Below are 25,775 nucleotides of genomic sequence, written 5' to 3' on the forward strand. Positions count from 1 at the left end.
GCAGTCGCGGAGCTGGCACCCTTGTTGCTAACACCTCACTACCCGCCGAGTGAGTGTCAAAAAATTGCGGGACGCCAACGACGTAGTTCGTCAAAGAGAGAAGTCATGAGCCAAGGTATTGAATTCAACCGATTGATGCTGGATATGCGCGCCATGCAAATGGATGCCATGTCTGCGCCGAAATCGTCTGCCGCAGTCCCTGAACTGAGTGGCACCAGCTTTTCCGACATGCTCGGTCAGGCTGTCAATAAAGTGAACGACACCCAGCAGGCTTCGACTCAATTGGCCAACGCCTTCGAGATTGGCAAGAGCGGCGTCGACCTCACCGACGTGATGATTTCCTCGCAAAAGGCCAGCGTGTCTTTTCAGGCATTGACCCAAGTGCGTAACAAGCTGGTTCAGGCTTACCAAGACATCATGCAGATGCCGGTTTAAGGACGAGATTGAGTCATGGCAGAAGCAGTCGCCGATAATGTTCCGGCCAAGGCCACACCGATAGACGGTAAACCGCCGCTGTTCGGCCTGTCCTTCCTGGAAAACCTTTCCGAGATGACCATGTTGCGTCAGGTGGGCCTGCTGGTCGGCCTGGCGGCGAGCGTGGCGATTGGTTTTGCCGTGGTGTTGTGGTCCCAGCAACCGGACTACCGGCCGCTGTACGGCAGCCTTGCCGGTATGGACGCCAAGCAGGTCATGGATACCCTGGCCTCCGCCGATATTCCCTACACCGTTGAACCCAATTCCGGTGCCTTGCTGGTCAAGGCCGATGACCTGTCCCGTGCGCGGCTCAAGCTCGCGGCCGCTGGTGTCACTCCCAGCGATGGCAATATCGGCTTTGAAATCCTCGATAAAGAGCAGGGTCTGGGCACCAGCCAGTTCATGGAGGCGACCCGCTACCGTCGCGGCCTTGAAGGTGAACTGGCGCGCACCATCTCCAGCCTGAACAACGTCAAGGGTGCCCGTGTGCACCTGGCGATTCCGAAGAGCTCCGTGTTCGTGCGCGACGAGCGCAAGCCAAGCGCTTCGGTCCTGGTTGAACTCTATTCCGGCCGCTCTTTGGAGCCTGGCCAGGTCGTGGCCATCGTCAATCTGGTGGCGACCAGCGTTCCTGAACTCAGCAAGTCGCAGATCACCGTCGTCGACCAGAAGGGCAACCTGCTCTCCGATCAGGCGGAAAACTCCGAATTGACCATGGCCGGCAAGCAGTTCGATTACAGCCGTCGCATGGAAAGCATGCTCACCCAGCGCGTGCATAACATCCTGCAGCCGGTGTTGGGCAATGACCGCTACAAAGCCGAAGTCTCGGCCGATGTGGATTTCAGTGCCGTCGAATCGACTTCCGAGCAGTTCAATCCCGATCAGCCGGCGTTGCGCAGCGAACAGTCGGTCAACGAACAGCGTACCGCCAGCAATGGCCCGCAAGGCGTACCGGGTGCCCTGAGCAACCAGCCTCCATCGCCGGCCTCGGCACCGCAAACCACCGGTGGCGCCACGGCGTCGGCCGGCATGGTGCAGCCAGGTCAGCCATTGCTCGATGCCAATGGCCAGCAAATCATGGACCCGGCCACCGGTCAGCCGATGCTGGCTCCGTACCCGGCGGACAAGCGTCAACAATCCACCAAGAACTTCGAACTCGACCGTTCCATCAGCCACACCAAGCAGCAGCAGGGTCGTTTGAATCGCCTGTCGGTGTCGGTGGTGGTGGATGACCAGGTCAAGATCAACCCGGCCAACGGTGAAACCACCCGTGCGCCATGGAGCGCCGATGAATTGGCGCGCTTCACGCGTCTGGTGCAGGACGCCGTCGGTTTCGATGCCAGCCGTGGCGATAGCGTCAGCGTGATCAACATGCCGTTCTCTTCCGAGCGCGGTGAAGTGATTGCCGATATTCCGTTCTACTCCCAGCCGTGGTTCTGGGACATCGTCAAGCAAGTGCTGGGTGTCTTGTTCATCCTGGTGCTGGTGTTCGGTGTACTGCGTCCGGTGCTCAACAACATCACCGGTGGCGGCAAAGGCAAACAGCTGGCCGGCATCGGCAGCGACGTTGAGTTGGGCGGCATGGGCGGCCTGGATGGCGAACTGGCCAACGACCGCGTCAGTCTCGGTGGCCCGACCAGCATCCTGCTGCCGAGCCCGAGCGAAGGCTATGACGCACAGTTGAACGCAATCAAGAGCCTGGTGGCAGAAGATCCGGGTCGTGTGGCCCAGGTCGTGAAAGAGTGGATTAACGCAGATGAGTGATAACCGAGCCGTTGCCGCCAAACTGTCCAAAGTCGACAAAGCCGCGATCCTGCTGCTGTCCCTGGGCTCGACCGATGCCGCTCAGGTACTGCGCCACATGGGGCCCAAGGAGGTCCAGCGTGTAGGTGTGGCCATGGCGCAGATGGGTAACGTGCACCGCGAGCAGGTCGAGCAGGTGATGAGCGAGTTCGTCGACATCGTCGGCGACCAGACCAGCCTGGGCGTTGGCTCCGACGATTACGTGCGCAAAATGCTCACCCAGGCCCTGGGCGAAGACAAGGCCAACGGCCTGATCGACCGGATCCTGCTGGGCGGCAACACCGGTGGCCTCGACAGCCTGAAGTGGATGGAGCCACGCGCCGTCGCCGACGTGATTCGCTACGAACACCCACAGATCCAGGCGATCGTGGTGGCGTACCTCGACCCGGACCAGGCCGGTGAAGTGCTCGGCAACTTCGACCACAAGGTTCGACTGGACATCATTCTGCGGGTTTCCTCGCTCAATACCGTGCAGCCGGCAGCCCTGAAAGAACTCAACCAGATTCTCGAGAAGCAATTCGCCGGCAACTCGAATGCTTCGCGTACCACCCTGGGTGGTATCAAGCGTGCCGCAGACATCATGAACTTCCTCGACAGCTCGATCGAAGGCCAGCTCATGGACTCGATCCGCGAAGTCGACGAAGACCTGTCCGGTCAGATCGAAGACCTCATGTTCGTGTTCAACAACCTGACCGATGTCGACGACCGTGGTATCCAGGCGTTGCTGCGCGAAGTGTCCTCCGACGTGCTGGTACTGGCCCTCAAAGGCTCGGACGAAGGGGTCAAGGAAAAGATCTTCAAGAACATGTCCAAGCGTGCGGCCGAACTGTTGCGCGACGACCTCGAGGCCAAGGGCCCGGTGCGCGTCAGCGACGTGGAAACCGCGCAGAAAGAAATCCTCACCATCGCCCGCCGTATGGCCGAAGCCGGGGAAATCGTTCTCGGCGGCAAGGGCGGCGAGGAAATGATCTAACGCCATGGCCAAGCATGATGAGTCGCCCACTGACCTGATCCGGGCCAGGGATGTCAGTGGTTTCGATACCTGGGCGCTGCCCAGCTTCGATCCGCCTGCACCCGAGCCCGAGCCTGAGCCGGAACCCGAACCGCCGGAAATGGAAGAAGTGCCGCTGGAAGAAGTCCAGCCACTGACCCTCGAAGAGCTCGAAAGCATTCGCCAGGAAGCCTACAACGAAGGCTTCGCCACCGGTGAGCGAGAGGGATTCCACAGCACCACGCTGCGGGTTCGTCAGGAAGCCGAAGTGGCGCTGGCGGCGAAGATCGCCGCTCTGGAACAACTGATGGCGCATCTGTTCGAGCCTATTGCCGAGCAGGACACACAGATCGAAAAGTCTTTGGTCGACCTCGTCCAGCACATCACAAAACAAGTGATTCAGCGCGAACTGACCATCGATTCGACGCAGATCGAACACGTCATGCGCGAGGCCCTCAAGCTCCTGCCGCTGGGCGTCGGCAATGTGCGGCTGTACATCAATCCGCAGGATTTCGAGCAAGTCAAAGCACTGCGCGAGCGCCATGAGGAAACCTGGCGCATCGTTGAAGACGAAGCGTTGCTGCCGGGCGGTTGCCGGGTGGAGACGGAACACAGCCGTATCGATGCCACGATCGAAACCCGCGTTACGCGGGTGATGGACAAGCTGTTCGATCAACTGCACGAACAGGCCCTGCACCCGGCCGCCCCCGACCTGAGCCTGGAACTGCCGGTCGAAGCCAAGCCGGCCATTGCGCCAGTGCCGGACGTTCCCGATGCGCCTTGATCGCACCAGTTTCTCCAAGCGCCTGGGCAGTTATGCCGAGGCCACGGAACTGGCTGGCGCACCGATCCTCGAAGGGCGCTTGCTGCGCATGGTCGGTTTGACCCTTGAAGCCGAAGGCTTGCGCGCCGCCATGGGCAGCCGTTGCATGGTCATCAACGACGACAGCTATCACCCGGTACAGGTCGAAGCCGAAGTCATGGGCTTCTCCGGCAGCAAGGTCTTTCTGATGCCGGTCGGCAGCGTCGCCGGCATTGCACCCGGCGCCCGGGTCGTTCCCCTGGCGGATGCCGGTCGCCTGCCGATGGGCATGAGCATGCTCGGGCGAGTACTCGATGGTGCCGGGCGTGCGCTGGACGGCAAGGGCGGGATGAAAGCCGAGGACTGGGTGCCGATGGACGGCCCGACCATCAACCCGCTCAAGCGCGAACCGATCAGCGAGCCGCTGGATGTCGGCATTCGCTGCATCAACGGTATGTTGACGGTCGGTCGCGGTCAGCGGCTCGGGCTGTTCGCCGGTACCGGCGTCGGTAAATCCGTTTTGCTGGGCATGATGACCCGCTTCACCGAGGCCGACATTATCGTCGTCGGGCTGATCGGTGAGCGGGGTCGTGAAGTCAAGGAGTTCATCGAGCACATCCTCGGTGAGGAAGGGCTCAAGCGTTCGGTGGTGGTGGCGTCGCCAGCGGACGATGCGCCACTGATGCGTCTGCGCGCAGCCATGTATTGCACGCGAATTGCCGAATATTTTCGAGACAAGGGCAAGAACGTCCTGTTGCTGATGGATTCGCTGACCCGTTTCGCCCAGGCCCAGCGGGAAATTGCCCTGGCCATCGGCGAACCGCCGGCGACCAAGGGTTATCCGCCCTCGGTGTTCGCCAAGTTGCCGAAACTGGTGGAGCGGGCCGGTAACGCCGAGAAGGGCGGCGGTTCGATCACCGCGTTCTACACCGTACTGTCCGAAGGCGACGATCAGCAGGACCCGATTGCCGACTCGGCGCGAGGCGTGCTCGATGGTCACATTGTGCTTTCCCGGCGTCTGGCCGAAGAGGGGCATTACCCGGCGATCGACATCGAGGCGTCCATCAGTCGGGTCATGCCGGCGGTGGTGTCGCCGGAGCACATGGCCCGTGCGCAGTATTTCAAACAGTTGTGGTCGCGCTATCAACAGAGTCGCGATTTGATCAGCGTCGGTGCCTATGTTGCCGGTGGTGATCGCGAGACCGATCTGGCGATTTCCCTGCAGCCACGGTTGGTCACATACCTGCGCCAGGGCCTCAACGACAACGTCAGCCTGGGCGAAAGCGAGGCCTATCTGGCCTCGATCTTCGCGCCTGCGGCGGGCGGTTAACCGGTCATGGCCCAGACCCGGGCAGGGCGCCTGGCCCCCGTGGTGGGAATGGCCGAAAAGGCCGAGAAAACCGCAGCCCAGCGTCTGGGGCACTTTCAGGGGCAGGTGCGTCTGGCGGAAAGCAAACTCGCCGACCTCGAAGCCTTTCGTCTCGATTATCAAGAACAATGGATCGTGCGCGGCAGTGGCGGCGTGTCGGGCCAATGGCTGCTGGGCTATCAGGGCTTTCTGGCGCAACTGGGCACGGCCATCGATCAGCAGCGACAAAGCCTGGCCTGGCACCAGAACAACCTGAACAAGGCACGGGAAACCTGGCAGCAGGCATTTGCCCGGGTCGAAGGTTTGCGCAAACTGGTGCAACGCTACGCGGATGAAGCGCGGGTGCTCGAAGACAAGCGCGAACAAAAGCTGCTGGATGAGTTGTCCCAGCGCTTGCCGCGCCAGGATGCGTATTGAAAAGATGAGCCGCGATGGCGATCTGATGGACGGCACCATTTTCCGGCCTTGCCCCAACTGTTACCAAATGCTAAACCTTGTACAAGCCGGTTCCCCAATGACAAGGAAGCCATGACATGTCAGTTGTTACAGAAATCTCTGCGGATGGACAAAAGCTGACGATATCGGTCAAGGGACGATTCGATTTCGCCAAGCACCGAGAATTTCGCAACTCCTATGAACTGCCCGATGGCGCCATGCCGAGTTCCGTTGTAGTCGACCTGAAAGAGGCGACTTATCTCGATAGTTCGGCGTTGGGGATGTTGTTGCTGCTTAGGGATCATGCCGGTGGCGAAAACTCCGATATTCGCGTCGTCAACAGCAGTTCCGATGTGAAGAAAATCCTCGCGATTTCCAATTTCGACAAACTGTTCGACATCAGTTGATCGCCGTGCAGCCTGCACTCGAATCGCTGACGATTCTGATTGCCGAAGACAGCGCGGCGGATCGCATGCTGTTGTCGAGCATCGTTCGTCGCCAGGGGCATCAGGTGCTGACCGCGGCCAACGGTGCCGAAGCGGTCGAAGTCTTTCGCCTGCAATGTCCGCAACTGGTATTGATGGACGCAATGATGCCGGTGATGGATGGCTTCGAAGCCGCCCGGCAGATCAAGGCGCTGGCGGGGGAAAACCTGGTGCCGATCATCTTTCTCACGTCATTGTCCGAAAGCGAAGCCCTGGCCCGTTGCCTGGAAGTGGGCGGCGACGACTTTCTGGCAAAGCCTTACAACCAGGTGATTCTCTCGGCCAAGATCAAGGCGATGGACCGATTGCGACGATTGCAGGCCACCGTGCTGCAGCAGCGCGATCAGATCGCCCGGCACCACGAGTATTTGCTCAACGAGCAGCGGGTGGCGAAGGCCGTGTTCGACAAGGTGGCCCATTCTGGCTGCCTCAACGCCCCTAATATCCGTTACCTGCAATCGCCCTACGCACTGTTCAACGGCGATCTGTTATTGGCCGCATTCACCCCGGCGGGTGACATGCATGTGTTGCTCGGTGATTTCACCGGCCACGGTTTGCCGGCTGCCGTCGGTGCGATGCCCCTGGCTGAAGTCTTTTACGGCATGACCGCCAAGGGCTATGGCCTGGCGGAAACCTTGCGCGAGATGAATGCCAAGCTCAAACGCATCCTGCCGGTGGACATGTTCTGCTGCGCAACGCTGCTGTGCCTGAGTGTTCAGCGACGTTCGGTGGAGGTCTGGAATGGCGGCATGCCGGACGGCTACCTGCACAGCATGGCCACTGGCGAACGAACGCCCCTGACTGCCCGCCATTTGCCCCTCGGCGTGCTGAGTCCGCAAGCCTTTGATGATCGCACTGAAGTGTTTCCGATGGCGCTCGGGGATCGGGTATTCCTGCTCTCCGACGGAGTGATCGACACCTGCGATGCTAACGAACAGCTGTTTGGCGTGCAGCGACTGCAAGAGGTGTTTGCGCTCAATCGTCAGCCGGATGCACTGTTCGAAGAGATCGAGCGGGCGCTGCGGGACTTTGGCGGCGAAGCGCGCGACGACGTGAGCATGGTCGAAATCAGCCTGTTGGAGCCCGCACGGCTGAATCCGCCCGCCGTGGTCTACTCCGACAGCGGTCAATCCTGCCCGCTGGACTGGTCGGTGAGTTTCGAATTTCGTGCCGCCACCCTCAAGCGCTTCAATCCGTTGCCCTATTTGCTGCAATTGCTGCTGGAGGTTCACGGTCTGCGTGCGCAAAGCGGGGCGCTCTACAGCGTGCTGGCCGAGTTGTATTCCAATGCGTTGGAGCATGGTGTGCTGGGCCTGGATTCAGGCCTCAAGCGCGATGCTTCGGGTTTTACCCGCTACTACCAACAGCGGAATGTGCGCCTGGATGAGTTGCAGGACGGTTTTGTCCGGGTGCATTTGCAGGTCACGCCAGAGGGCGAGGGTGGTTGCCTGGCGATTTGCGTCGAAGACAGCGGCAAGGGATTCGATATCGAGCGGGTGCTGGAACGCCCTCTGGATCCTGTCCGTCTGTCGGGACGCGGAATCAGTCTGATCCGCCAGTTGGGGCGCAATGCCAGCTGGTCCGACGAGGGTCGTAGTGCCCGCGTGGAGTTTTACTGGGAGGCTCTGGCATAATCCGCGCATTCTTGATCAAGGAGTGAGCAAGTGGCAGATAAACATCTCGACCCGGACGTGCTTAGCGCGTTGCAAGAGGTCATGGAGGGCGAGTATCCGATCCTGGTGGATACCTTTCTCGCTGATTCCGAACAGCGCTTGCAGCTGCTGAAACAGGCCGCCAACGCTACGCAGTTCCTTGAGACCGCTCACAGCTTCAAGGGCAGCAGCAGCAACATGGGCGCGATTCGTCTGGCTGACCTGTGTCATGAGCTGGAGCTGAAGGCGCAAGGGCAAAATCTTTCAGGCGCCGAGGCGCTTGTCGCGGAAATCGATCGCGAATTCGCGTTCGTTCGACCGCTCTATGAGGAAGAGCGACGGCGTTCGCTCTCCGCCAGTTTGATCATTCGGCGCTAATAAAGGCGCCGTTTGAACAAAACTGGCGCGACCCTTGCAGCAATCTCCCCCAACTGTACCTACGATCCCAGTGCAGCGGAGACCGTTTCATGCCCGTTACCCCCAATTCACTTCTTCAGGCCGCCGCGCAGGCCAAGACTCAAGCTGCCGCCAATTCCACGGCGCCAACCGCTGAGCCCGGGGACAAGGCCTCCAGCTTCGCGCAGCTCTACGCCAGGCAAGCCGAGAACAAACCGGCTGCCGCGGCAGGCGGACCGGCCAAGCCGGCACGCGAAACAACGCCCGACAAAGCCGGAAAAAAAGACATCGCCGGCGATAAATCTGCCGCCCCGGAACCGACGGTTGCCGATAGCGGCAAAACCTTGCCCGCCGATAAACCGGCGCAGGGCGATGACAAGGTCGCCAGCGATAATGCTTCGGATGCCACGCAGACCCTGGCTGCCGATACAGTGCCAGTTGACCCGGCGCTCGATCCGGCCATGATGCAGGCCGTGCAGCCGGAGGTGACCGCACCTGTGCCGACAACGCCGCCAGTGGCTGAAACTGTACAGCCATCGGCTGAAGCGCCAGTCGCCGCAACGGTGGCAGCGCCTGCGACAACAACGGCGGCCGCCGCGACCACGACCCCTGATTTCGATCCCGAAGCCGATCCCCTTGACGCGTTACCGGCTGTTCGCATGGCGATGGAGCAGAGCGGCCACGTTTCCGCATCCAGTCAGGCGCAGCCGAAAGCGGCATCGACCTCCGCACAGGCGCAGGCTGATGGAGAGCCGACCTCGGCACAGAGTTTTGCCGCCGGTATGGCGAGCATGCTTGAAGTGCAAGCCGACAAGGACAGCACCAGCCAGGGTGGGGACAAGGCGTTCAGTGGTCTGATCGATGACGGTCTGAAGGATCTCAAATCCGCCAGCAGCGACACTCGGGTTGATGATTTCGCCAACCGTCTGGCGGCGTTGACTCAGGCCGCCACGCCGAAAACGGCCAACGCATTGCCCGTGAACCAGCCGATCGCGATGCATCAGAGTGGCTGGACCGACGAAGTGGTCAATCGTGTCATGTACCTGTCGAGTGCCAATCTGAAGGCGGCTGACATTCAGCTGCAGCCGGCGGAACTGGGGCGCCTCGACATTCGGGTCAACATGGTGCCGGATCAACAGACCCAGGTGACGTTCATGAGCGCTCATCCGGCTGTTCGCGAAGCGCTCGACGGGCAGATGCATCGGTTACGCGACATGTTCGCGCAGCAGGGCATGGGGCAGGTCGATGTCAACGTGTCCGATCAGTCCCGTGGATCGCAGCAAGGACAGGATCAGGCCCATCAAGGGCAGAGTGGGCGTACCAGTGCCAGTGGTGGCCGCCTCGACTCCGTGGATGACGATATCGCCTCGAGCGTGGCTGAAGTGGCTGCGACAACGACCAGCGTGATCGGCTCCAGTGCCGTCGACTACTACGCCTGATCCCGCCAGATACATAACCCTGTGGGAGCGCGCTTGCCCGCGATGAGGTCATAACATTCAGCATGTTCGTTGATTGTTACACCGCCATCGCGGGCAAGCCCGCTCCCACAGGGTGTTGCGGCGTGCTTCAGATCGTATGCATCCCCACCCATCTCCATTCCGATACTTCTGGCATAACACTTGCTCTTGCCTTGCCGTGCGACTGTGAAAACCCGAATAGTGACGGATTATTGGCATGGCGAAGAGCGACGCAGCAGTAAAAGACCCCGCAACCAAAGGCAAACTCAAGCTGATTATCTTGATCGTGGTGGCCCTGCTGCTGGCGATCGGCTTGTCCGTGGGGGCGACCTGGTACTTCATGCACAGTAACCAGAGCAAGCCTGTTGCCGTGGCTGAAACCGCCCCGGTCGGCAAGCAGCCCGCGATTTTCGAATCCATGGCGCCGGCGTTCGTGGCCAACTTCAACCAGAACGGTCGTCAACGCTACATGCAAGTGAGCATCACCATGCTCGCCCGCAACCAGGCTGATCTGGATGCACTCAAGGTGCACATGCCAGTGATCCGCAATAACCTGGTCATGCTGTTCTCCGGGCAAGACTTCGCCACGCTCGCGTCGCCGGTCGGCCAGGAAATGTTGCGCCAGAAGGCCACGGCCAGCGTCCAGGAAGTGGCGCAGAAAGAACTTGGCAAAGTGGTCGTCGAACAGTTGCTTTTCACTAATTTCGTACTGCAGTAGGAACACGACATGGCCGTGCAGGACCTGCTGTCCCAGGATGAGATCGACGCGCTGTTGCATGGCGTCGACGATGGTCTGGTACAGACCGATACCGTTGCCGAGCCCGGCAGCGTCAAAAGCTATGACCTGACCAGCCAGGATCGCATCGTCCGTGGACGCATGCCGACCCTGGAAATGATCAACGAGCGTTTCGCCCGCTACACACGCATCAGCATGTTCAACATGCTGCGCCGCTCGGCAGACGTGGCGGTCGGTGGCGTGCAGGTGATGAAATTCGGCGAATACGTGCACTCGCTGTACGTGCCGACCAGTCTCAACCTGGTCAAGATCAAGCCGCTGCGCGGTACCGCGCTGTTCATCCTCGACGCCAAGCTGGTGTTCAAGCTGGTGGACAACTTCTTTGGTGGTGACGGCCGTCACGCGAAGATCGAAGGTCGTGAATTCACCCCGACCGAGCTGCGTGTCGTGCGCATGGTGCTGGAACAGGCCTTCGTCGATCTGAAGGAGGCCTGGCAGGCGATCATGGAAGTGAACTTCGAGTACATCAACTCGGAAGTGAACCCGGCCATGGCCAACATCGTCGGTCCGAGCGAAGCCATTGTGGTCTCGACCTTCCACATCGAACTCGATGGCGGTGGCGGTGACCTGCACGTGACCATGCCGTACTCGATGATCGAGCCGGTGCGCGAAATGCTCGACGCCGGTTTCCAGTCGGACCTCGACGATCAGGACGAGCGTTGGGTCAATGCATTGCGCCAGGACGTAATGGATGTCGACGTGCCAATCGGCGCCACGGTTGCCCGTCGCCAGCTGCGCCTGCGCGACATCCTGCACATGCAGCCGGGGGACGTGATCCCGGTGGAAATGCCGGAAGAGATGATCATGCGCGCCAACGGTGTGCCGGCCTTCAAGGTCAAGATGGGCTCGCACAAAGGCAACCTCGCGTTGCAGGTGATCGAGCCGATCGAACGCCGCTGACAGGCGCCCTAAACATTCGCTTTTAACTGACGGCTTCCAATCGAATGGTTGCCTGCCGAGGAACACGAGATGGCAAACGACATGAATACCCAGGACGACCAGGCGCTGGCGGACGAATGGGCTGCGGCCCTGGAAGAAACCGGTGATGCCGGGCAGGACGACATCGATGCCTTGCTGGCCGCCGATGCGGCCAGTTCGTCATCCAATCGCTTGCCCATGGAAGAGTTCGGCAGCTCGCCGAAAAGCAACGAGCCGGTTAGCCTCGAGGGGCCGAACCTGGACGTGATCCTCGACATTCCGGTGTCGATCTCCATGGAAGTCGGCAGCACCGACATCAACATCCGCAACCTGCTGCAGCTCAACCAGGGTTCGGTGATCGAGCTCGATCGTCTGGCCGGTGAGCCTCTGGACGTGTTGGTCAACGGCACGCTGATTGCCCACGGCGAAGTGGTGGTGGTCAACGAGAAGTTCGGCATCCGCCTGACCGACGTGATCAGCCCAAGCGAACGCATCAAGAAGCTGCGCTGAGTGAAAAGGCTTCTGGGGTTTGTGCTGGCGTTGCCGCTCAGCGTGCTGGCGGCCGAACCGGTGGCGACGGTTGCGAACGCTGCTGCCGTACCTGCGGTCGGCAGCGGCGTGGCCGGGCAATTGACGCAACTGGTATTCGGCTTGCTGCTGGTGCTGGGGCTGATTTTTTTCCTCGCCTGGCTGTTGCGTCGGGTCCAGCAGGCCGGACCGGCCGGCAAGGGGCAGGTGATCGAACTGATCGGTTCCCGTGCCCTGGGCCCGCGTGACCGTTTGATGCTGGTGCAAGTCGGCAGCGAGCAGATTCTCCTGGGTCTGAGCCCTGGCACCATCACGGCGTTGCATGTGCTCAAGGAGCCGGTGCAAGTGCCCAGTACCGAGTCGACGACCCCCGAGTTTGCCCAGCGCCTGATGGAGCTGTTGGGCAAGGATCAGAAGGATAAGAAGTAATGGGTGCGTTACGCATCGTCTTGACGCTGGCGCTGATGCTGGCCGCGCCGCTGGCGTTCGCCGCCGATCCGTTATCGATCCCGGCGATTACCCTGGGCACCAATGCCCAGGGCGCGCAGGAGTACTCGGTCAGCCTGCAGATCCTGCTGATCATGACCGCGCTGAGTTTCATCCCGGCGTTCGTCATGCTGATGACCAGTTTCACCCGGATCATCATCGTCTTTTCGATCCTGCGTCAGGCCCTTGGCCTGCAGCAGACGCCGTCGAACCAGATTCTCACGGGCATGGCGCTGTTCCTGACCCTGTTCATCATGGCGCCGGTGTTCGATCGCGTTAACCAGGATGCCTTGCAGCCATACCTGGCGGAAAAACTCACCGCCCAGGATGCCGTGGCCAAGGCCCAGGTGCCGATCAAGGACTTCATGCTCGCCCAGACCCGCACCAGCGATCTGGAGCTGTTCATGCGCCTGTCCAAGCGCACCGACATTGCCACGCCTGATCAGGCGCCACTGACCATCCTGGTGCCGGCATTCGTGACGTCGGAGCTCAAAACCGCGTTTCAGATCGGCTTCATGATCTTCATTCCGTTCCTGATCATCGACCTGGTCGTGGCCAGTGTGCTGATGGCCATGGGTATGATGATGCTGTCGCCCCTGATCATTTCCCTGCCGTTCAAAATCATGCTGTTTGTACTGGTGGATGGCTGGGCGTTGATCATCGGCACCCTGGCCAGCAGTTTTGGCGGTGTGTCGCCATGACGCCTGAAGTCGCCGTCGATATCTTCCGCGAAGCGCTATGGTTGACCACCATGATGGTGGCCGTGCTGGTCATCCCGAGTTTGCTGGTGGGTCTGTTGGTGGCGATGTTCCAGGCCGCCACCCAGATCAACGAACAGACCCTGAGCTTTTTGCCGCGACTGTTGGTGATGCTGGTGACGCTGATCGTCGCCGGTCCGTGGTTGGTGCAGACCTTCATGGAGTACATCCAGCAGTTGTACGGCAGTATTCCGCAGGTCATTGGTTAAACCATGTCGCTGCTCGCATTGACCGACACCCAGATCAGCACCTGGGTGGCGGCATTCATGTTGCCACTGTTTCGCGTGGGGTCGCTGCTGATGGTCATGCCGGTTTTCGGCACGACCCTGGTGCCCCGGCGGATACGCCTGTATTTCGCCGTGGCGATCACCGTGGTCATCGCGCCGGGCCTGCCCCCCATGCCGCCGGTGCATGCGCTGGACTTGAGCGGGTTGCTGCTGATCGCCGAGCAGATCCTCATCGGCGCCGTAATGGGCTTCTCGTTGCAGTTGTTCTTCCAGGCCTTCGTCGTGGCGGGGCAAATCGTCGCCATTCAGATGGGCATGGGCTTCGCCTCCATGGTCGACCCCACCAATGGTGTGTCGGTGGCGGTGATCGGGCAATTCTTCACCATGCTGGTGACCCTGATGTTCCTGGCGATGAACGGCCATCTGGTGGTGTTCGAAGTGTTGACCGAAAGCTTCACCACGCTGCCGGTCGGTAGCGGCTTGACCGTCAATCATTACTGGGAGCTGGCCGGCAAGCTCGGCTGGGTGCTTGGTGCGGCGCTACTGCTGGTGTTGCCGGCGATCACGGCGTTGCTGGTGATCAACATCGCCTTTGGCGTGATGACCCGGGCGGCGCCGCAATTGAACATTTTCTCCATTGGTTTTCCGCTGACGCTGGTGCTCGGGCTGTTTATCGTCTGGGTCGGGCTGGCGGACATTCTCAACCAGTATCAACCGATGGCCTCCGAGGCCTTGCAGTTTTTACGCGAACTGGCACAGGCGCGCTGAGTCATGGCAGAGAGCGAAAGCGGTCAGGACAAAACAGAAGACCCCACGGAGAAAAAGAAAAGGGACGCCCGGGAGAAGGGCGAGATTGCCCGCTCCAAGGAGCTGAACACCCTGGCCATCATGCTTGTTGGTGCCAGTGCGCTGCTGATTTTCGGCGGGGTCATGGCGCAAGACATGATGGAGCTGATGCGCCTGAATTTCTCGCTGCCGCGGGAGGTGATTCTGGATCAACGATCCATGGCCACCTACCTCATGCATTCAGGGAAAATCGCGCTGTGGTCGATTCAGCCATTCATGATTGCGATGGTGCTGGCGGCGATTATCGGACCGATTTCCCTCGGTGGCTGGTTGTTTGCCGCAGGGTCCATGGCGCCCAAATTCAGTCGCCTGAACCCCGGTCCGGGCCTCAAGCGCATGTTTTCCGCCAAGGCGCTGGTGGAACTGCTCAAGGCCCTGGCCAAGTTCATCATCGTCCTGTTCGTGGCCCTGGCGGTGTTGTCCTCCGACATCGACGACTTGTTGCGCATCGCCCATGAACCGCTGGAAATGGCGATCATCCACAGTCTGCAAGTGGTGGGCTGGAGCACCTTGTGGATGGCTTGCGGGCTGATCATCATCGCCGCCGTGGATGTCCCGGTGCAGCTTTGGGAAAGCCACAAGAAACTGCTGATGACCAAGCAGGAAATCCGCGACGAACACAAGGATCAGGAAGGCCGGCCAGAGGTCAAGCAGCGGATTCGCCAGCTGCAGCGCGATATGTCCCAGCGGCGGATGATGGCGGCAATTCCCCAGGCAGACGTGGTCATCACCAACCCGACCCACTACGCCGTGGCGCTCAAATACGATCCGGACAAGGGCGGAGCGCCGATGCTGATCGCCAAGGGCAGCGACTTCCTGGCCCTGAAAATCCGCGAAATCGCGGCGGCCAACGAGATCCTGTTGCTGGAGTCGCCGGCGTTGGCGCGATCGATCTACTACTCGACGGAGCTTGAGCAGGAAATTCCGGGAGGGTTGTATCTGGCGGTGGCGCAGGTGCTGGCTTACGTTTATCAGATTCGCCAATACCGCGCAGGCAAAGGAAAGCGGCCGGAGCCGCTTAAGGATGATTTGCCGATTCCGCCGGATTTGCGGCGGGATGTATGAGTGCTTCACCTTCGTCGTGATTCGCAGTTGATGCGTCAATAGCGGCCCGCTTAGTCTCGCGTCGTTATGCCATTCATTCAATGATTTTTTCGTTTTGCTGTCTTCATGAAGTGCCTGCGGTAATCGCGACAGTTATTTAGAATAAAGCTTCATATTTATTATTCGTCAGCTGCGAATGTCTCGTATGGATGAGGTCGGATGCTGAGTGTTTGGAAAAAGGCTGCCGTATGAAGGGGGACGCGATTCGTATAGACGTTTTTTCAAGTTTGAGTGTTCCAAAGCTCGGTTTTCAATGCTGATTCTCGTTAGGTCGTCGCTTCTCGTCATGTCTGTGTGTTTTTTGAGGTACTCAAGTATCTTGATTCTTTTGTCAACCTTCGCTGTCAGCTTTTCCAGGCGCTCAGATTTTCCAACGAACTCTGGCGCTTCCAATAAATGATTGATTTTACTGTGCGCTCTATTGATTTTATTGCTCTCGTGGAGAGTTGCAAATCCAATTAACCTTTCTTCGGCGACATGGGCAAGCTCCGGGGGCAATGTTTCTAGTATGTTGATGTTTTTTTTTGTTGCGGTGGTGGTTAACTTATTTATGATGTGGTGGATGTCATGGTCGTCAGCGGTGTAAGGCATTGTTTGTATGACTTTTTTCAAAAAAACATTAAACCAGCTATGCCCTGTTGTATCTGTCCGATTCAAGGGATCTCCGCCACAATACGTATACGAATTAAAACCGCCCCGTTCGAACGGACTCCAACTATCCGGACTATTGAACCGCATCAACACCGGATTAAACGCCCGATACCCATTCCCCAATAAATAACACCCGGTCACCGGGTCCGGCCGTTCGCCGTTGAAGCCCAGCAGGCTGAGCAAGCCACTGGATGCCGGGCGATGGCCGTAGGGGGAATAGGCGATGGGGCGCGGCTGAGTGCCTTTCTTGAGGGTATGCAGCACCGAACGTTGCAGGTCAGTGGCCAGCAGCGTGGTATCGAGTTCATCGCCCTCGCGTTGCTGCTGAGCCAGCAGAAGGTCGTCGTGCTGAATGATCGAATGCTTTGTTGTGCCTTGAATTTCGGTCGCCAGGCGGCTTTTGCAGTAGAAGCGCTGATGGACCGGTGTATCAGGTTGTGTCTGGTGGACCAGTCGATCCAGCGGATCATAGCGATATTGGCAGCGCAGGGTTGTGGATGGGGTGGTCATTGGCTTACTCCGCAGATAAAAAATGGAGAGCTTGAGTATCTGCGCAGGTGCCGAGGTCGGGTACTAGCAGAACTGATAGTCCGTGAGCGTCGCCCCTGTTCACGTCCGTCCAGGCCACCCATAGCCCCGTGAAAAAAACCATCTGTTTCTCCCTTCGCAAAAGTTGGAAGGCTTCTTGCAGTAGCCGCCCTGCGCCCGCTTCAGGCGTCAAAAGTTTGCTTTAAAGGAACGGGGAAAACCGGTGGATCGCTCTCAGTTAATCAACAGTGCCCGCAGCAATATCGCTGACCTCAGTCGAGGCAACCTGGGTGTGCCGCTGTTGCTGCTGGTCATGCTGGCGATGATGATGTTGCCGGTGCCGCCGTTCCTGCTCGATGTGTTCTTCACTTTCAACATTGCCCTGTCGATCGTCGTGCTGCTGGTGTGCGTGTACGCCTTGCGGCCGCTGGATTTCGCGGTGTTCCCGACCATTCTGCTGGTGGCGACGTTGTTGCGGCTGGCGTTGAACGTGGCCTCCACGCGGGTGGTGATGCTCCATGGCCAGGACGGCCACGCCGCTGCCGGCAAGGTGATCCAGGCTTTCGGTGAGGTGGTGATCGGCGGTAACTACGTGGTCGGTATCGTGGTGTTCGCGATTCTGATGATCATCAACTTCGTCGTGGTGACCAAGGGTGCCGGACGCATCTCCGAGGTCAGCGCGCGTTTCACCCTGGATGCGATGCCCGGTAAACAAATGGCCATCGACGCCGACCTCAACGCCGGCCTGATCGATCAGAACCAAGCCAAGCTGCGCCGGATGGAAGTGGCCCAGGAAGCCGAGTTCTACGGTTCCATGGACGGTGCCAGCAAGTTTGTTCGCGGTGACGCCATTGCCGGCCTGCTGATTCTGTTCATCAACCTGATCGGCGGCATGGCGGTCGGGATCTTCCAGCACAACATGAACTTTGCCGATGCCGGCAAGGTGTACGCGCTGTTGACCATCGGTGACGGTTTGGTGGCGCAATTGCCATCACTGTTGTTGTCGACCGCTGCCGCGATCATGGTGACCCGTGCTTCCGGTTCGGAAGACATGGGCAAGCAGATCAATCGCCAGATGTTCGCTTCGCCCAAGGCACTGGCGGTGGCCGCTGGCTTGATGGCGGTCATGGGCCTGGTGCCCGGCATGCCGCATTTCTCGTTCCTGAGCATGGCGGCCCTGGCGGCAGGCGGCGCCTACCTGTTCTGGAAGAAGCAGAGCGTGGCCAAGGTCCAGGCGCTGCAAGAGGTCAAGCGTCAGCAAGAACTGTTGCCTTCGCCGGCTCGCGCCCAGGAAACCAAGGAGCTGGGTTGGGACGATGTGACGCCTATCGACATGATCGGCCTGGAAGTGGGCTACCGCCTGATCCCGCTGGTGGACCGAAACCAGGGTGGCCAGTTGCTCGCGCGAATCAAGGGCGTGCGCAAGAAGCTTTCTCAGGACCTCGGGTTCCTGATGCCCACCGTGCATATACGTGACAACCTCGACCTGGCACCCAGTGCCTATCGCTTGACCCTCATGGGGGTGATCCTGGCCGAGGCGGAAATTTACCCGGAGCGCGAGTTGGCGATTAACCCGGGGCAGGTCTACGGGACGCTCAATGGCATCACCGCCAAAGATCCGGCTTTTGGCCTGGAGGCGGTCTGGATCGAAATCAGCCAGCGTGCACAGGCGCAATCCCTCGGCTATACCGTGGTCGATGCCAGTACAGTAGTGGCAACCCACTTGAACCAGATTTTGTACAAGCATTCGAGCGAGCTGATCGGCCACGAGGAAGTGCAGCAACTCATGCAGTTGCTGGCCAAAAGCTCGCCAAAGCTGGCGGAAGAGCTGGTGCCGGGCGTGGTTTCGCTGTCGCAGTTGCTCAAGGTGCTGCAGGCGCTGTTGGCCGAGCAGGTGCCGGTGCGGGACATCCGCAGCATCGCCGAAGCCATCGCGAACAATGCCGCCAAGAGTCAAGATACTGCCGCCTTGGTGGCCGCCGTGCGCGTCGGCGTATCCCGCGCAATCGTCCAAAGCATTGTAGGCACTGAGTCGGAGCTACCGGTTATCACTCTGGAGCCAAGGTTGGAACAAATATTGCTCAATAGTCTGCAGAAGGCAGGACAAGGCTCTGAAGAGGGCGTTCTGCTGGAGCCAAGCATGGCTGAGAAGCTGCAGCGCTCGTTGATCGATGCGGCGCAGCGTCAAGAGATGCAAGGTCAACCGGTGATTCTGCTGGTCGCTGGACCGGTTCGCGCGATGCTTTCGCGATTTGGCCGGCTGGCAGTCCCGGGTTTGCACGTGTTGGCTTACCAGGAAATCCCTGACAACAAGCAAGTGACCATCGTTGCGACAGTAGGGCCCAACGGCTGAGGTAGTGGTTTATGCAAGTTAAGCGTTTTTTCGCCGCCGATATGCGTCAGGCCATGAAGCTGGTTCGTGATGAGCTGGGCGCCGACGCAGCCATCATTGGCAACCGCCGTATCGCCGGTGGTGTCGAACTCACGGCTGCCCTGGATTACAAGCTGTCGGCGCTGGCCCCGCGTGTGCCGAACATGGAACTCGAGGACGAGCTGCGCAAGACGCAATCGCGGATCGTCACCGCCCAGGCTGAATTGAGCCTGCGAGGCGATGGCGAGAGCGACATTGGCATCAATCGTCAATTGTTCGCCGGCCTGCCGTTGACCGCCGCCGAGCCGTTGATCGAACCGACGTATGCCGAACCCCGTCGTCCTGCACCCGCCGCTGCGCCAGCGTCGAGTGGTGTGGACCCGCGGGCGTTGGACTCCATGCGTTTCGAACTCAACAGCCTGCGTGAACTGATGGAAGTACAGCTCGGCTCCCTGGCCTGGAATCAGCTGCAAGGCAGCCGTCCGGATCAGGCGAACCTGTGGCGCCGTTTGCAGCGCATCGGCCTGTCCGGCCCGTTGTCGCGGGATCTGCTGGCGCTGATCACCGATATCGACGAACCCCGTCAGGCCTGGCGCATGCTGCTGGCGCACCTGGCGCGGATGATCGCTACGCCGGAAATGGAGCCGCTGGAAGAGGGCGGTGTGATTGCCATGGTCGGCCCCGCCGGCATGGGCAAGACCACCACCCTGGCCAAGCTGGCCGCTCGTTACGTGCTCAAGTACGGCCCGCAGAACATCGCGCTGGTGAGCATGGACAGCTTCCGCATCGGTGCCCAGGAGCAGCTCAAGACCCTTGGTCGGATTCTCAATGTGTCGGTGACCCATGTCGATCCGGGGCAATCCCTGGTGCAGGCGCTGGATCCATTGCTGCGCAAGCGCGTGGTGCTGATCGATACCGCCGGCCTGCAGGCCAGTGATCCGGCCCTGCGCATGCAGCTCGAAAGCCTGGCCGGTCGGGGCATCAAATCGAAAAATTATCTGGTTCTGGCAACCACCAGCCAGAAACAGGTTCTAACCGCCGCTTATCACAGTTACAAGCGCTGCGGGCTCGCGGGCTGCATCCTGACTAAACTGGATGAAACGGCCAGCCTGGGCGAGGTGTTGAGCCTGGCCATCAGTCATGAACTGCCGGTGGCGTACCTGACCGATGGCCCGCGGATTCCGGATGATTTGCATCTGCCGCGTCGTCATCAGTTGGTCAGTCGCGCCGTTAGCGTGCAAATGCAGGAAGAACCCAGCGAAGAAGCCATGGCTGACATGTTCGCTGACATCTACCACAGTCCGACCAAGCAGGTTGGCTGAGGTAAAAATGAATAGTTTTTGTACCTACATCGATGGTCTGCCATGCATTGTTCCGGTTGAGAACGCGCAGCCAGTAATGTGGCCTCCGTCTATGCAAGACAAGGTAAAGAAATAACATGGGCAGCATGCATCCCGTACAGGTGATCGCGGTGACCGGCGGCAAAGGTGGCGTCGGGAAGACTAACGTGTCAGTGAACTTGTCCCTGGCTTTAGCTGAGCTTGGCCGTCGCGTCATGCTGCTGGACGCCGACCTGGGGCTGGCGAACGTCGACGTTCTCCTGGGCCTGACACCCAAACGTACCCTGGCCGACGTGATCGAAGGCCGGTGCGAATTGCGCGACGTCCTGCTGCAGGGGCCGGGCGGCATCCGCATCGTTCCGGCCGCGTCCGGCACCCAGAGCATGGTTCATCTGAGTCCGGCGCAACACGCCGGCCTGATCCAGGCTTTCAGCGACATCGGCGACAACCTCGACGTACTGGTGATCGACACCGCTGCGGGCATTGGTGACTCGGTAGTCAGTTTTGTCCGCGCGGCGCAGGAAGTCTTGCTGGTGGTCTGCGACGAGCCGACTTCGATCACCGACGCCTACGCCTTGATCAAATTGCTCAACCGCGATTACGGCATGAACCGTTTCCGGGTCCTGGCCAACATGGCGCAGAGCCCGCAGGAAGGCCGCAATCTGTTCGCCAAGCTGACCAAGGTCACGGATCGCTTTCTCGACGTCGCCCTGCAATATGTCGGTGCCGTGCCTTACGACGAAAGCGTGCGCAAGGCCGTGCAGAAGCAACGTGCCGTCTACGAAGCGTTCCCGCGCTCCAAGTGCTCGCTGGCGTTCAAGGCCATCGCCCAGAAAGTCGACACCTGGCCGCTGCCTGCCAACCCGCGCGGACACCTGGAGTTTTTCGTTGAGCGCCTCGTGCAACAAACGGCAGGACCCGTGCTATGACCGCCAGCGGTTACAACCTGTACAAGAAGTCGGCACGTGACGCGCAGTACGAGTTGATCGAGCGTTACGCGCCACTGGTTAAACGCATTGCCTACCATTTGCTGGCGCGCCTGCCGGCCAGTGTCCAGGTCGAAGACCTGATCCAGGCCGGGATGATCGGCCTGCTGGAAGTGTCGGCCAAATACGACGCCAGCAAAGGCGCGAGTTTCGAAACGTACGCGGGCATACGAATCCGCGGCGCCATGCTCGATGAAGTGCGCAAGGGGGACTGGGCGCCTCGTTCGGTTCACCGCAACACGCGCATGGTCAGCGACGCAATTCGCTCGATTGAAGCTAAAACCGGCCGTGACGCTAAAGATCACGAAGTTGCGGCCGAACTCCAATTGAGTCTCGACGATTATTACGGGATTTTGAACGACACCCTGGGCAGCCGGTTGTTCAGCTTCGACGATCTGTTGCAGGACGGCGAACACGAAGGGCTGCACGAGGATGGCGCGAGTGCTCATCTCGAGCCGTCACGCGATCTGGAAGATGAACGCTTCCAGGCGGCGCTGGCGGATGCGATTGCCAATTTGCCGGAGCGCGAGCGACTGGTGTTGGCGCTGTACTACGACGAAGAGTTGAATCTCAAGGAAATCGGTGAGGTCCTGGGGGTTAGCGAATCTCGGGTCAGCCAGTTACACAGCCAGTGCGCGGCCCGCTTGCGGGGGCGTTTGGGAGAGTGGCGAGCGCGCTGAAGGCAGTGTGGGGGCACTGCGACGTGACTGGTGGGGTATTAGCCGCGCCGGTCTCGATCCGTTGTACTCCAGACTGTCATTGAGTGCTTTGCCAGATTGATTGAAATGGCGCGTCCAGGTGCTGGGCGCGTTTTAGTCTGCTTGGAGGTCGAATTGGACAAGAACATGAAAATCCTCATCGTTGATGACTTCTCAACGATGCGGCGGATCATAAAAAACCTGTTGCGTGACCTTGGGTTCACCAACACGGTCGAGGCCGACGATGGCACTACTGCCATTCCGGTTCTCAACAGCGGGAGCATCGACTTTCTGGTGACGGACTGGAACATGCCTGGCATGACCGGTATCGATCTGCTGCGCCACGTGCGTGCCGATGAAAAGCTCAAGCATCTGCCCGTGTTGATGGTGACCGCTGAAGCCAAGCGCGAGCAGATCATCGAAGCGGCCCAGGCGGGCGTTAACGGCTATGTGGTCAAACCCTTCACTGCCCAGGCGTTGAAAGAAAAAATCGAGAAGATTTTCGAACGCATCGGTTGAACTGCGCCACGGGGGAGCTATGGGACATAACGAATCATCGCAGGGCGATTTTGAATCGACCCTGAAAAAACACGCCGTCGAACTGGTCGCGAGCCTTGAAAAAGGCAGGTTCGGCGATGCTGTGCAATTGATCCATGAGCTCAACCAGACCCGTGACCGCGGCCTGTACCAGGAAGTGGGCAAGCTCACCCGCGAGCTGCATAGTGCGATTGTCAATTTCCAGATTGACCCGCACATGCCGCAAGCCGAGGAGGTGTCACAGATCACCGATGCCACCGAGCGTCTGGGTTATGTGGTCAAGCTGACCGAGGCCGCAGCCAACCGCACCATGGACCTGGTGGAAACCGCCACGCCGCTGGTCAACAGCCTGGCTGATGAAGCCCAGGCCTTGAGCACGGACTGGGGGCGGTTCATGCGTCGCGAAGTCGGGGCTGAAGAGTTCCGCGAGCTGGCCCGGCGAGTCGACGGGTTCCTGTCGCGCAGCAGCGCAGACAACCGCGCGGTGTCGAGCAACCTGAACGACATCCTGCTTGCCCAGGATTACCAGGACCTCACCGGTCAGGTGATCAAGCGTGTGACCCTTCTGGTCACCGAAGTCGAAAGCAACCTGCTCAAGCTCGTGCTCATGGCCAGTCAGGTGGACCGCTTCGCGGGCATCGAACATGACCGTGAAGCGATGCTTGCAGAAAAAGATCCACAAAAACATCTCTCTCAGGGTGAAGGTCCGCAGATTCATGCCGATAAAAGAGAAGACGTTGTGTCCGGTCAGGACGATGTGGACGATTTGTTATCCAGCCTGGGATTTTAGCGTTTTAGAATTTTAGGTTTTTTGGGTTTTTAGACCTGTAGGAGCACCCCCTTAATGAGCTTCGGCGCCGATGAAGAGATCCTTCAGGATTTCCTGGTTGAGGCCGGCGAGATTCTAGAGCAACTGTCCGAGCAACTGGTCGAGCTGGAAAGCCGGCCGGATGATGCGGACTTGCTCAATGCAATTTTTCGCGGTTTTCACACTGTAAAAGGGGGCGCCGGCTTCCTTCAGCTCAATGAGCTGGTGGAGTGCTGTCACATCGCCGAGAACGTGTTCGACATCCTGCGCAAGGGCGAGCGTCGCGTTGACTCGGAATTGATGGACGTGGTTCTCGAAGCACTGGACGCGGTGAACGGCATGTTCGGCGAAGTCCGTGAACGCAGCCCGATCACGGCGGCCACACCCGAATTGCTTGCGGCGCTGGCCCGTCTGGCCGAGCCGCAATCGGCTGACGAGGCTGCTCCCGCGCCTGTCGCCGAAGTGATGGAAGAGCCTGTTGCCGAAAGCGGCGCGGGCGACATCACCGACAATGAATTCGAACAACTGCTGGACTCGCTGAATGCCGTCAAGGCCCAGGCGGAAGCGCCAGCAGCTGCTCCAGCACCGGACGGCGCTGCCGCCGCCAGTGACGAAATCACCGATGCCGAGTTCGAGTCGTTGCTCGATCAACTGCACGGTAAAGGTCAGTTCGCCGTCGATGCGGTGACGGCGCCTGCGGAACCGCAAGCCCCGAAAGAGGCGGGCGACAGCTCCGATATCACCGACGACGAATTCGAAGCCTTGCTCGATCAGTTGCACGGCAAGGGCAACTTTGCTGTCGATGCGCTGGAGTCGGCCATCGCTTCGGTACCGACGCCAGCAGCGCCAAACGCCGCCGCAGCGGGCAGCGATCTGATCACCGATCACGAGTTCGAATCGCTGCTCGACGAATTGCACGGCAAAGGCAAGTTCACTGAAGTCGGTACTGCTACCGGTGCCAGTGCTGCCGGCACCAGTGCTTCGGTGGCGACGCCGGTGGCCAAGGCCGCGGCACCGAAACCGGTGGCGAAGGCTAGCGAGCCCAAGGCCGAAGCACCGGCGCCAGCCGCTGCACCGGCTCCGGCCCGTGCCGCGACCCCGGCCCCGGCGCACGAAAAGCCGGCCAGTGAAGCAGAGACAACCGTGCGGGTCGACACCGCACGTCTCGACGAAATCATGAACATGGTCGGCGAATTGGTGTTGGTGCGTAACCGCCTGGTTCGCCTGGGTGCCAACAGCGCCGATGAGGCCATGTCCAAGGCTGTGTCGAACCTCGATGTGGTCACCGCCGATCTGCAGACCGCGGTCATGAAGACCCGGATGCAACCGATCAAGAAAGTCTTCGGGCGCTTCCCGCGTCTGGTTCGCGACCTGGCTCGCCAGCTCAAGAAAGAGATCAACCTGGAGCTGGTCGGCGAAGAAACCGACCTCGACAAGAACCTCGTCGAGGCCCTGGCGGACCCGTTGGTCCACTTGGTACGCAACGCAGTCGACCACGGTATCGAGTCGCCGGAAGAACGCGAAGCCTCGGGCAAGGCCCGCGGTGGCAAGGTGATCCTGGCCGCGGAACAGGAAGGCGACCACATCCTGCTGTCGATCTCCGATGACGGCAAGGGCATGGACCCGAACGTCCTGCGTTCCATCGCGGTAAAACGCGGCGTGATGGACAAGGACGCGGCCGATCGCCTGAGCGACACCGAGTGCTACAACCTGATCTTCGCCCCGGGCTTCTCGACCAAGACCGAGATCTCCGACGTGTCGGGTCGTGGCGTGGGCATGGACGTGGTGAAAACCAAGATTTCCCAGCTCAACGGCTCGATCAACATCTACTCGGCCAAGGGCCAGGGTTCGAAGATCGTCATCAAGGTGCCATTGACCCTGGCGATCATGCCGACGCTGATGGTCATGCTCGGCAACCAGGCGTTCGCGTTCCCGCTGGTGAACGTCAACGAGATTTTCCACCTCGACCTGTCGACCACCAATGTCGTGGACGGCCAGGAAGTAGTGATCGTGCGGGACAAGGCGCTGCCGTTGTTCTATCTCAAACGCTGGCTGGTCAGCTCCGCCGCTCACGAAGAGCAGCGCGAGGGCCATGTGGTGATCCTTTCGGTGGGCACTCAGCGGATCGGCTTCGTCGTCGATCAACTGGTGGGCCAGGAAGAAGTGGTCATCAAGCCATTGGGCAAAATGCTCCAGGGAACCCCAGGCATGTCGGGCGCCACCATTACCGGTGACGGTCGCATCGCGCTGATTCTCGATGTTCCGAGCATGCTCAAGCGTTACGCCACGCGGCGTATTTGATTCTGATGGAGCGGGGCGACTGAGCCTC

26 protein-coding genes are annotated in these 25,775 nt (G+C 59.9%); 25 read left to right on the top strand and 1 reads right to left on the bottom strand.

The window, feature by feature from the left end; genetic code table 11:
• Nucleotides 1–105: 105 nt before the first annotated feature.
• From fliE to flhB, 18 genes are all read left to right on the top strand, one after another.
• On the top strand, nt 106–435 hold the full coding sequence (fliE, locus tag JQF37_RS20415; protein ID WP_130203792.1) for a flagellar hook-basal body complex protein FliE: 330 nt from the start codon (nt 106–108) through the stop codon (nt 433–435).
• A 15-nt stretch (nt 436–450) separates the two neighbouring features.
• Nucleotides 451–2,238: a flagellar basal-body MS-ring/collar protein FliF gene (gene fliF, locus JQF37_RS20420; protein WP_130203791.1), complete on the top strand. Its 1,788-nt coding sequence runs from the start codon at nt 451–453 to the stop codon at nt 2,236–2,238.
• Nucleotides 2,231–3,250 (top strand): flagellar motor switch protein FliG, encoded by a 1,020-nt coding sequence (gene fliG / locus JQF37_RS20425; protein WP_204149758.1) that lies wholly within the window; start codon nt 2,231–2,233, stop codon nt 3,248–3,250. The genes fliF and fliG overlap by 8 nt, the downstream gene beginning before the upstream one ends.
• A gap of 4 nt (nt 3,251–3,254) precedes the next feature.
• Entirely contained in the window at nt 3,255–4,052 is a 798-nt protein-coding gene (gene fliH / locus JQF37_RS20430; RefSeq protein ID WP_130203789.1) for a flagellar assembly protein FliH, read from the top strand.
• Nucleotides 4,042–5,400, top strand: coding sequence for a flagellar protein export ATPase FliI (gene fliI / locus JQF37_RS20435; protein ID WP_130203788.1), 1,359 nt, complete (start codon nt 4,042–4,044; stop codon nt 5,398–5,400). Before fliH ends, fliI begins: the two co-directional genes overlap by 11 nt.
• 6 nt (nt 5,401–5,406) lie before the next feature.
• Nucleotides 5,407–5,856, top strand: a complete 450-nt coding sequence (gene fliJ / locus JQF37_RS20440) for a flagellar export protein FliJ (RefSeq protein WP_103402478.1) — start codon at nt 5,407–5,409, stop codon at nt 5,854–5,856.
• A gap of 116 nt (nt 5,857–5,972) precedes the next feature.
• On the top strand, nt 5,973–6,281 hold the full coding sequence (locus tag JQF37_RS20445; protein WP_130203787.1) for an STAS domain-containing protein: 309 nt from the start codon (nt 5,973–5,975) through the stop codon (nt 6,279–6,281).
• Nucleotides 6,282–6,286: 5 nt separating this feature from the next.
• On the top strand, nt 6,287–7,993 hold the full coding sequence (locus JQF37_RS20450) for a fused response regulator/phosphatase (protein WP_130203786.1): 1,707 nt from the start codon (nt 6,287–6,289) through the stop codon (nt 7,991–7,993).
• Nucleotides 7,994–8,023: 30 nt separating this feature from the next.
• Complete coding sequence (locus tag JQF37_RS20455; protein ID WP_130203785.1) at nt 8,024–8,389, top strand: Hpt domain-containing protein; 366 nt, start codon at nt 8,024–8,026, stop codon at nt 8,387–8,389.
• 89 nt (nt 8,390–8,478) lie between these two features.
• Nucleotides 8,479–9,846: a flagellar hook-length control protein FliK gene (locus JQF37_RS20460; protein ID WP_130203784.1), complete on the top strand. Its 1,368-nt coding sequence runs from the start codon at nt 8,479–8,481 to the stop codon at nt 9,844–9,846.
• A gap of 235 nt (nt 9,847–10,081) precedes the next feature.
• Nucleotides 10,082–10,582 (top strand): flagellar basal body-associated protein FliL, encoded by a 501-nt coding sequence (fliL, locus tag JQF37_RS20465; protein ID WP_103402482.1) that lies wholly within the window; start codon nt 10,082–10,084, stop codon nt 10,580–10,582.
• A 9-nt stretch (nt 10,583–10,591) separates the two neighbouring features.
• A complete protein-coding gene (gene fliM, locus JQF37_RS20470; RefSeq protein ID WP_047531984.1) occupies nt 10,592–11,560 on the top strand; it encodes a flagellar motor switch protein FliM in 969 nt (322 codons plus the stop codon).
• 69 nt (nt 11,561–11,629) lie between these two features.
• Nucleotides 11,630–12,088, top strand: a complete 459-nt coding sequence (gene fliN / locus JQF37_RS20475; protein WP_103402483.1) for a flagellar motor switch protein FliN — start codon at nt 11,630–11,632, stop codon at nt 12,086–12,088.
• Entirely contained in the window at nt 12,089–12,535 is a 447-nt protein-coding gene (gene fliO / locus JQF37_RS20480; RefSeq protein ID WP_130203783.1) for a flagellar biosynthetic protein FliO, read from the top strand.
• On the top strand, nt 12,535–13,293 hold the full coding sequence (gene fliP, locus JQF37_RS20485; protein WP_090324267.1) for a flagellar type III secretion system pore protein FliP: 759 nt from the start codon (nt 12,535–12,537) through the stop codon (nt 13,291–13,293). The genes fliO and fliP overlap by 1 nt, the downstream gene beginning before the upstream one ends.
• Entirely contained in the window at nt 13,290–13,559 is a 270-nt protein-coding gene (gene fliQ, locus JQF37_RS20490; RefSeq protein WP_103402486.1) for a flagellar biosynthesis protein FliQ, read from the top strand. The genes fliP and fliQ overlap by 4 nt, the downstream gene beginning before the upstream one ends.
• A 3-nt stretch (nt 13,560–13,562) precedes the next feature.
• A complete protein-coding gene (gene fliR / locus JQF37_RS20495; RefSeq protein WP_130203782.1) occupies nt 13,563–14,345 on the top strand; it encodes a flagellar biosynthetic protein FliR in 783 nt (260 codons plus the stop codon).
• Between the two features lie 3 nt (nt 14,346–14,348).
• Nucleotides 14,349–15,488 (top strand): flagellar biosynthesis protein FlhB, encoded by a 1,140-nt coding sequence (flhB, locus tag JQF37_RS20500; RefSeq protein ID WP_130203781.1) that lies wholly within the window; start codon nt 14,349–14,351, stop codon nt 15,486–15,488.
• Between the two features lie 165 nt (nt 15,489–15,653).
• On the opposite strand, the gene JQF37_RS20505 is transcribed toward flhB, so the two are convergent.
• The gene (locus JQF37_RS20505) at nt 15,654–16,688 is read right to left on the bottom strand and encodes an RHS repeat-associated core domain-containing protein (RefSeq protein WP_130203780.1); all 1,035 of its coding nucleotides are present in this window, start codon (nt 16,686–16,688) and stop codon (nt 15,654–15,656) included.
• Nucleotides 16,689–16,929: 241 nt separating this feature from the next.
• Here JQF37_RS20505 and flhA point away from each other — a divergent pair, with 241 nt between their 5' ends.
• From flhA to JQF37_RS20540, 7 genes are all read left to right on the top strand, one after another.
• On the top strand, nt 16,930–19,059 hold the full coding sequence (gene flhA / locus JQF37_RS20510; protein WP_198132644.1) for a flagellar biosynthesis protein FlhA: 2,130 nt from the start codon (nt 16,930–16,932) through the stop codon (nt 19,057–19,059).
• Nucleotides 19,060–19,070: 11 nt separating this feature from the next.
• Complete coding sequence (gene flhF / locus JQF37_RS20515) at nt 19,071–20,399, top strand: flagellar biosynthesis protein FlhF (protein ID WP_130203778.1); 1,329 nt, start codon at nt 19,071–19,073, stop codon at nt 20,397–20,399.
• Nucleotides 20,400–20,515: 116 nt separating this feature from the next.
• Nucleotides 20,516–21,346 (top strand): flagellar synthesis regulator FleN, encoded by an 831-nt coding sequence (gene fleN / locus JQF37_RS20520; RefSeq protein ID WP_008001746.1) that lies wholly within the window; start codon nt 20,516–20,518, stop codon nt 21,344–21,346.
• Nucleotides 21,343–22,083, top strand: a complete 741-nt coding sequence (fliA, locus tag JQF37_RS20525) for an RNA polymerase sigma factor FliA (protein WP_047531963.1) — start codon at nt 21,343–21,345, stop codon at nt 22,081–22,083. The genes fleN and fliA overlap by 4 nt, the downstream gene beginning before the upstream one ends.
• A 165-nt stretch (nt 22,084–22,248) precedes the next feature.
• Entirely contained in the window at nt 22,249–22,620 is a 372-nt protein-coding gene (locus tag JQF37_RS20530; protein ID WP_003183998.1) for a chemotaxis response regulator CheY, read from the top strand.
• A 19-nt stretch (nt 22,621–22,639) separates the two neighbouring features.
• The gene (locus JQF37_RS20535) at nt 22,640–23,428 is read left to right on the top strand and encodes a protein phosphatase CheZ (protein WP_047531959.1); all 789 of its coding nucleotides are present in this window, start codon (nt 22,640–22,642) and stop codon (nt 23,426–23,428) included.
• Nucleotides 23,429–23,482: 54 nt separating this feature from the next.
• A complete protein-coding gene (locus JQF37_RS20540) occupies nt 23,483–25,747 on the top strand; it encodes a chemotaxis protein CheA (RefSeq protein WP_130203777.1) in 2,265 nt (754 codons plus the stop codon).
• Nucleotides 25,748–25,775: the final 28 nt, after the last annotated feature.

This window comes from Pseudomonas sp. MIL9 (assembly GCF_016887925.1).
GTDB classification, from domain to species: domain Bacteria; phylum Pseudomonadota; class Gammaproteobacteria; order Pseudomonadales; family Pseudomonadaceae; genus Aquipseudomonas; species Aquipseudomonas mohnii.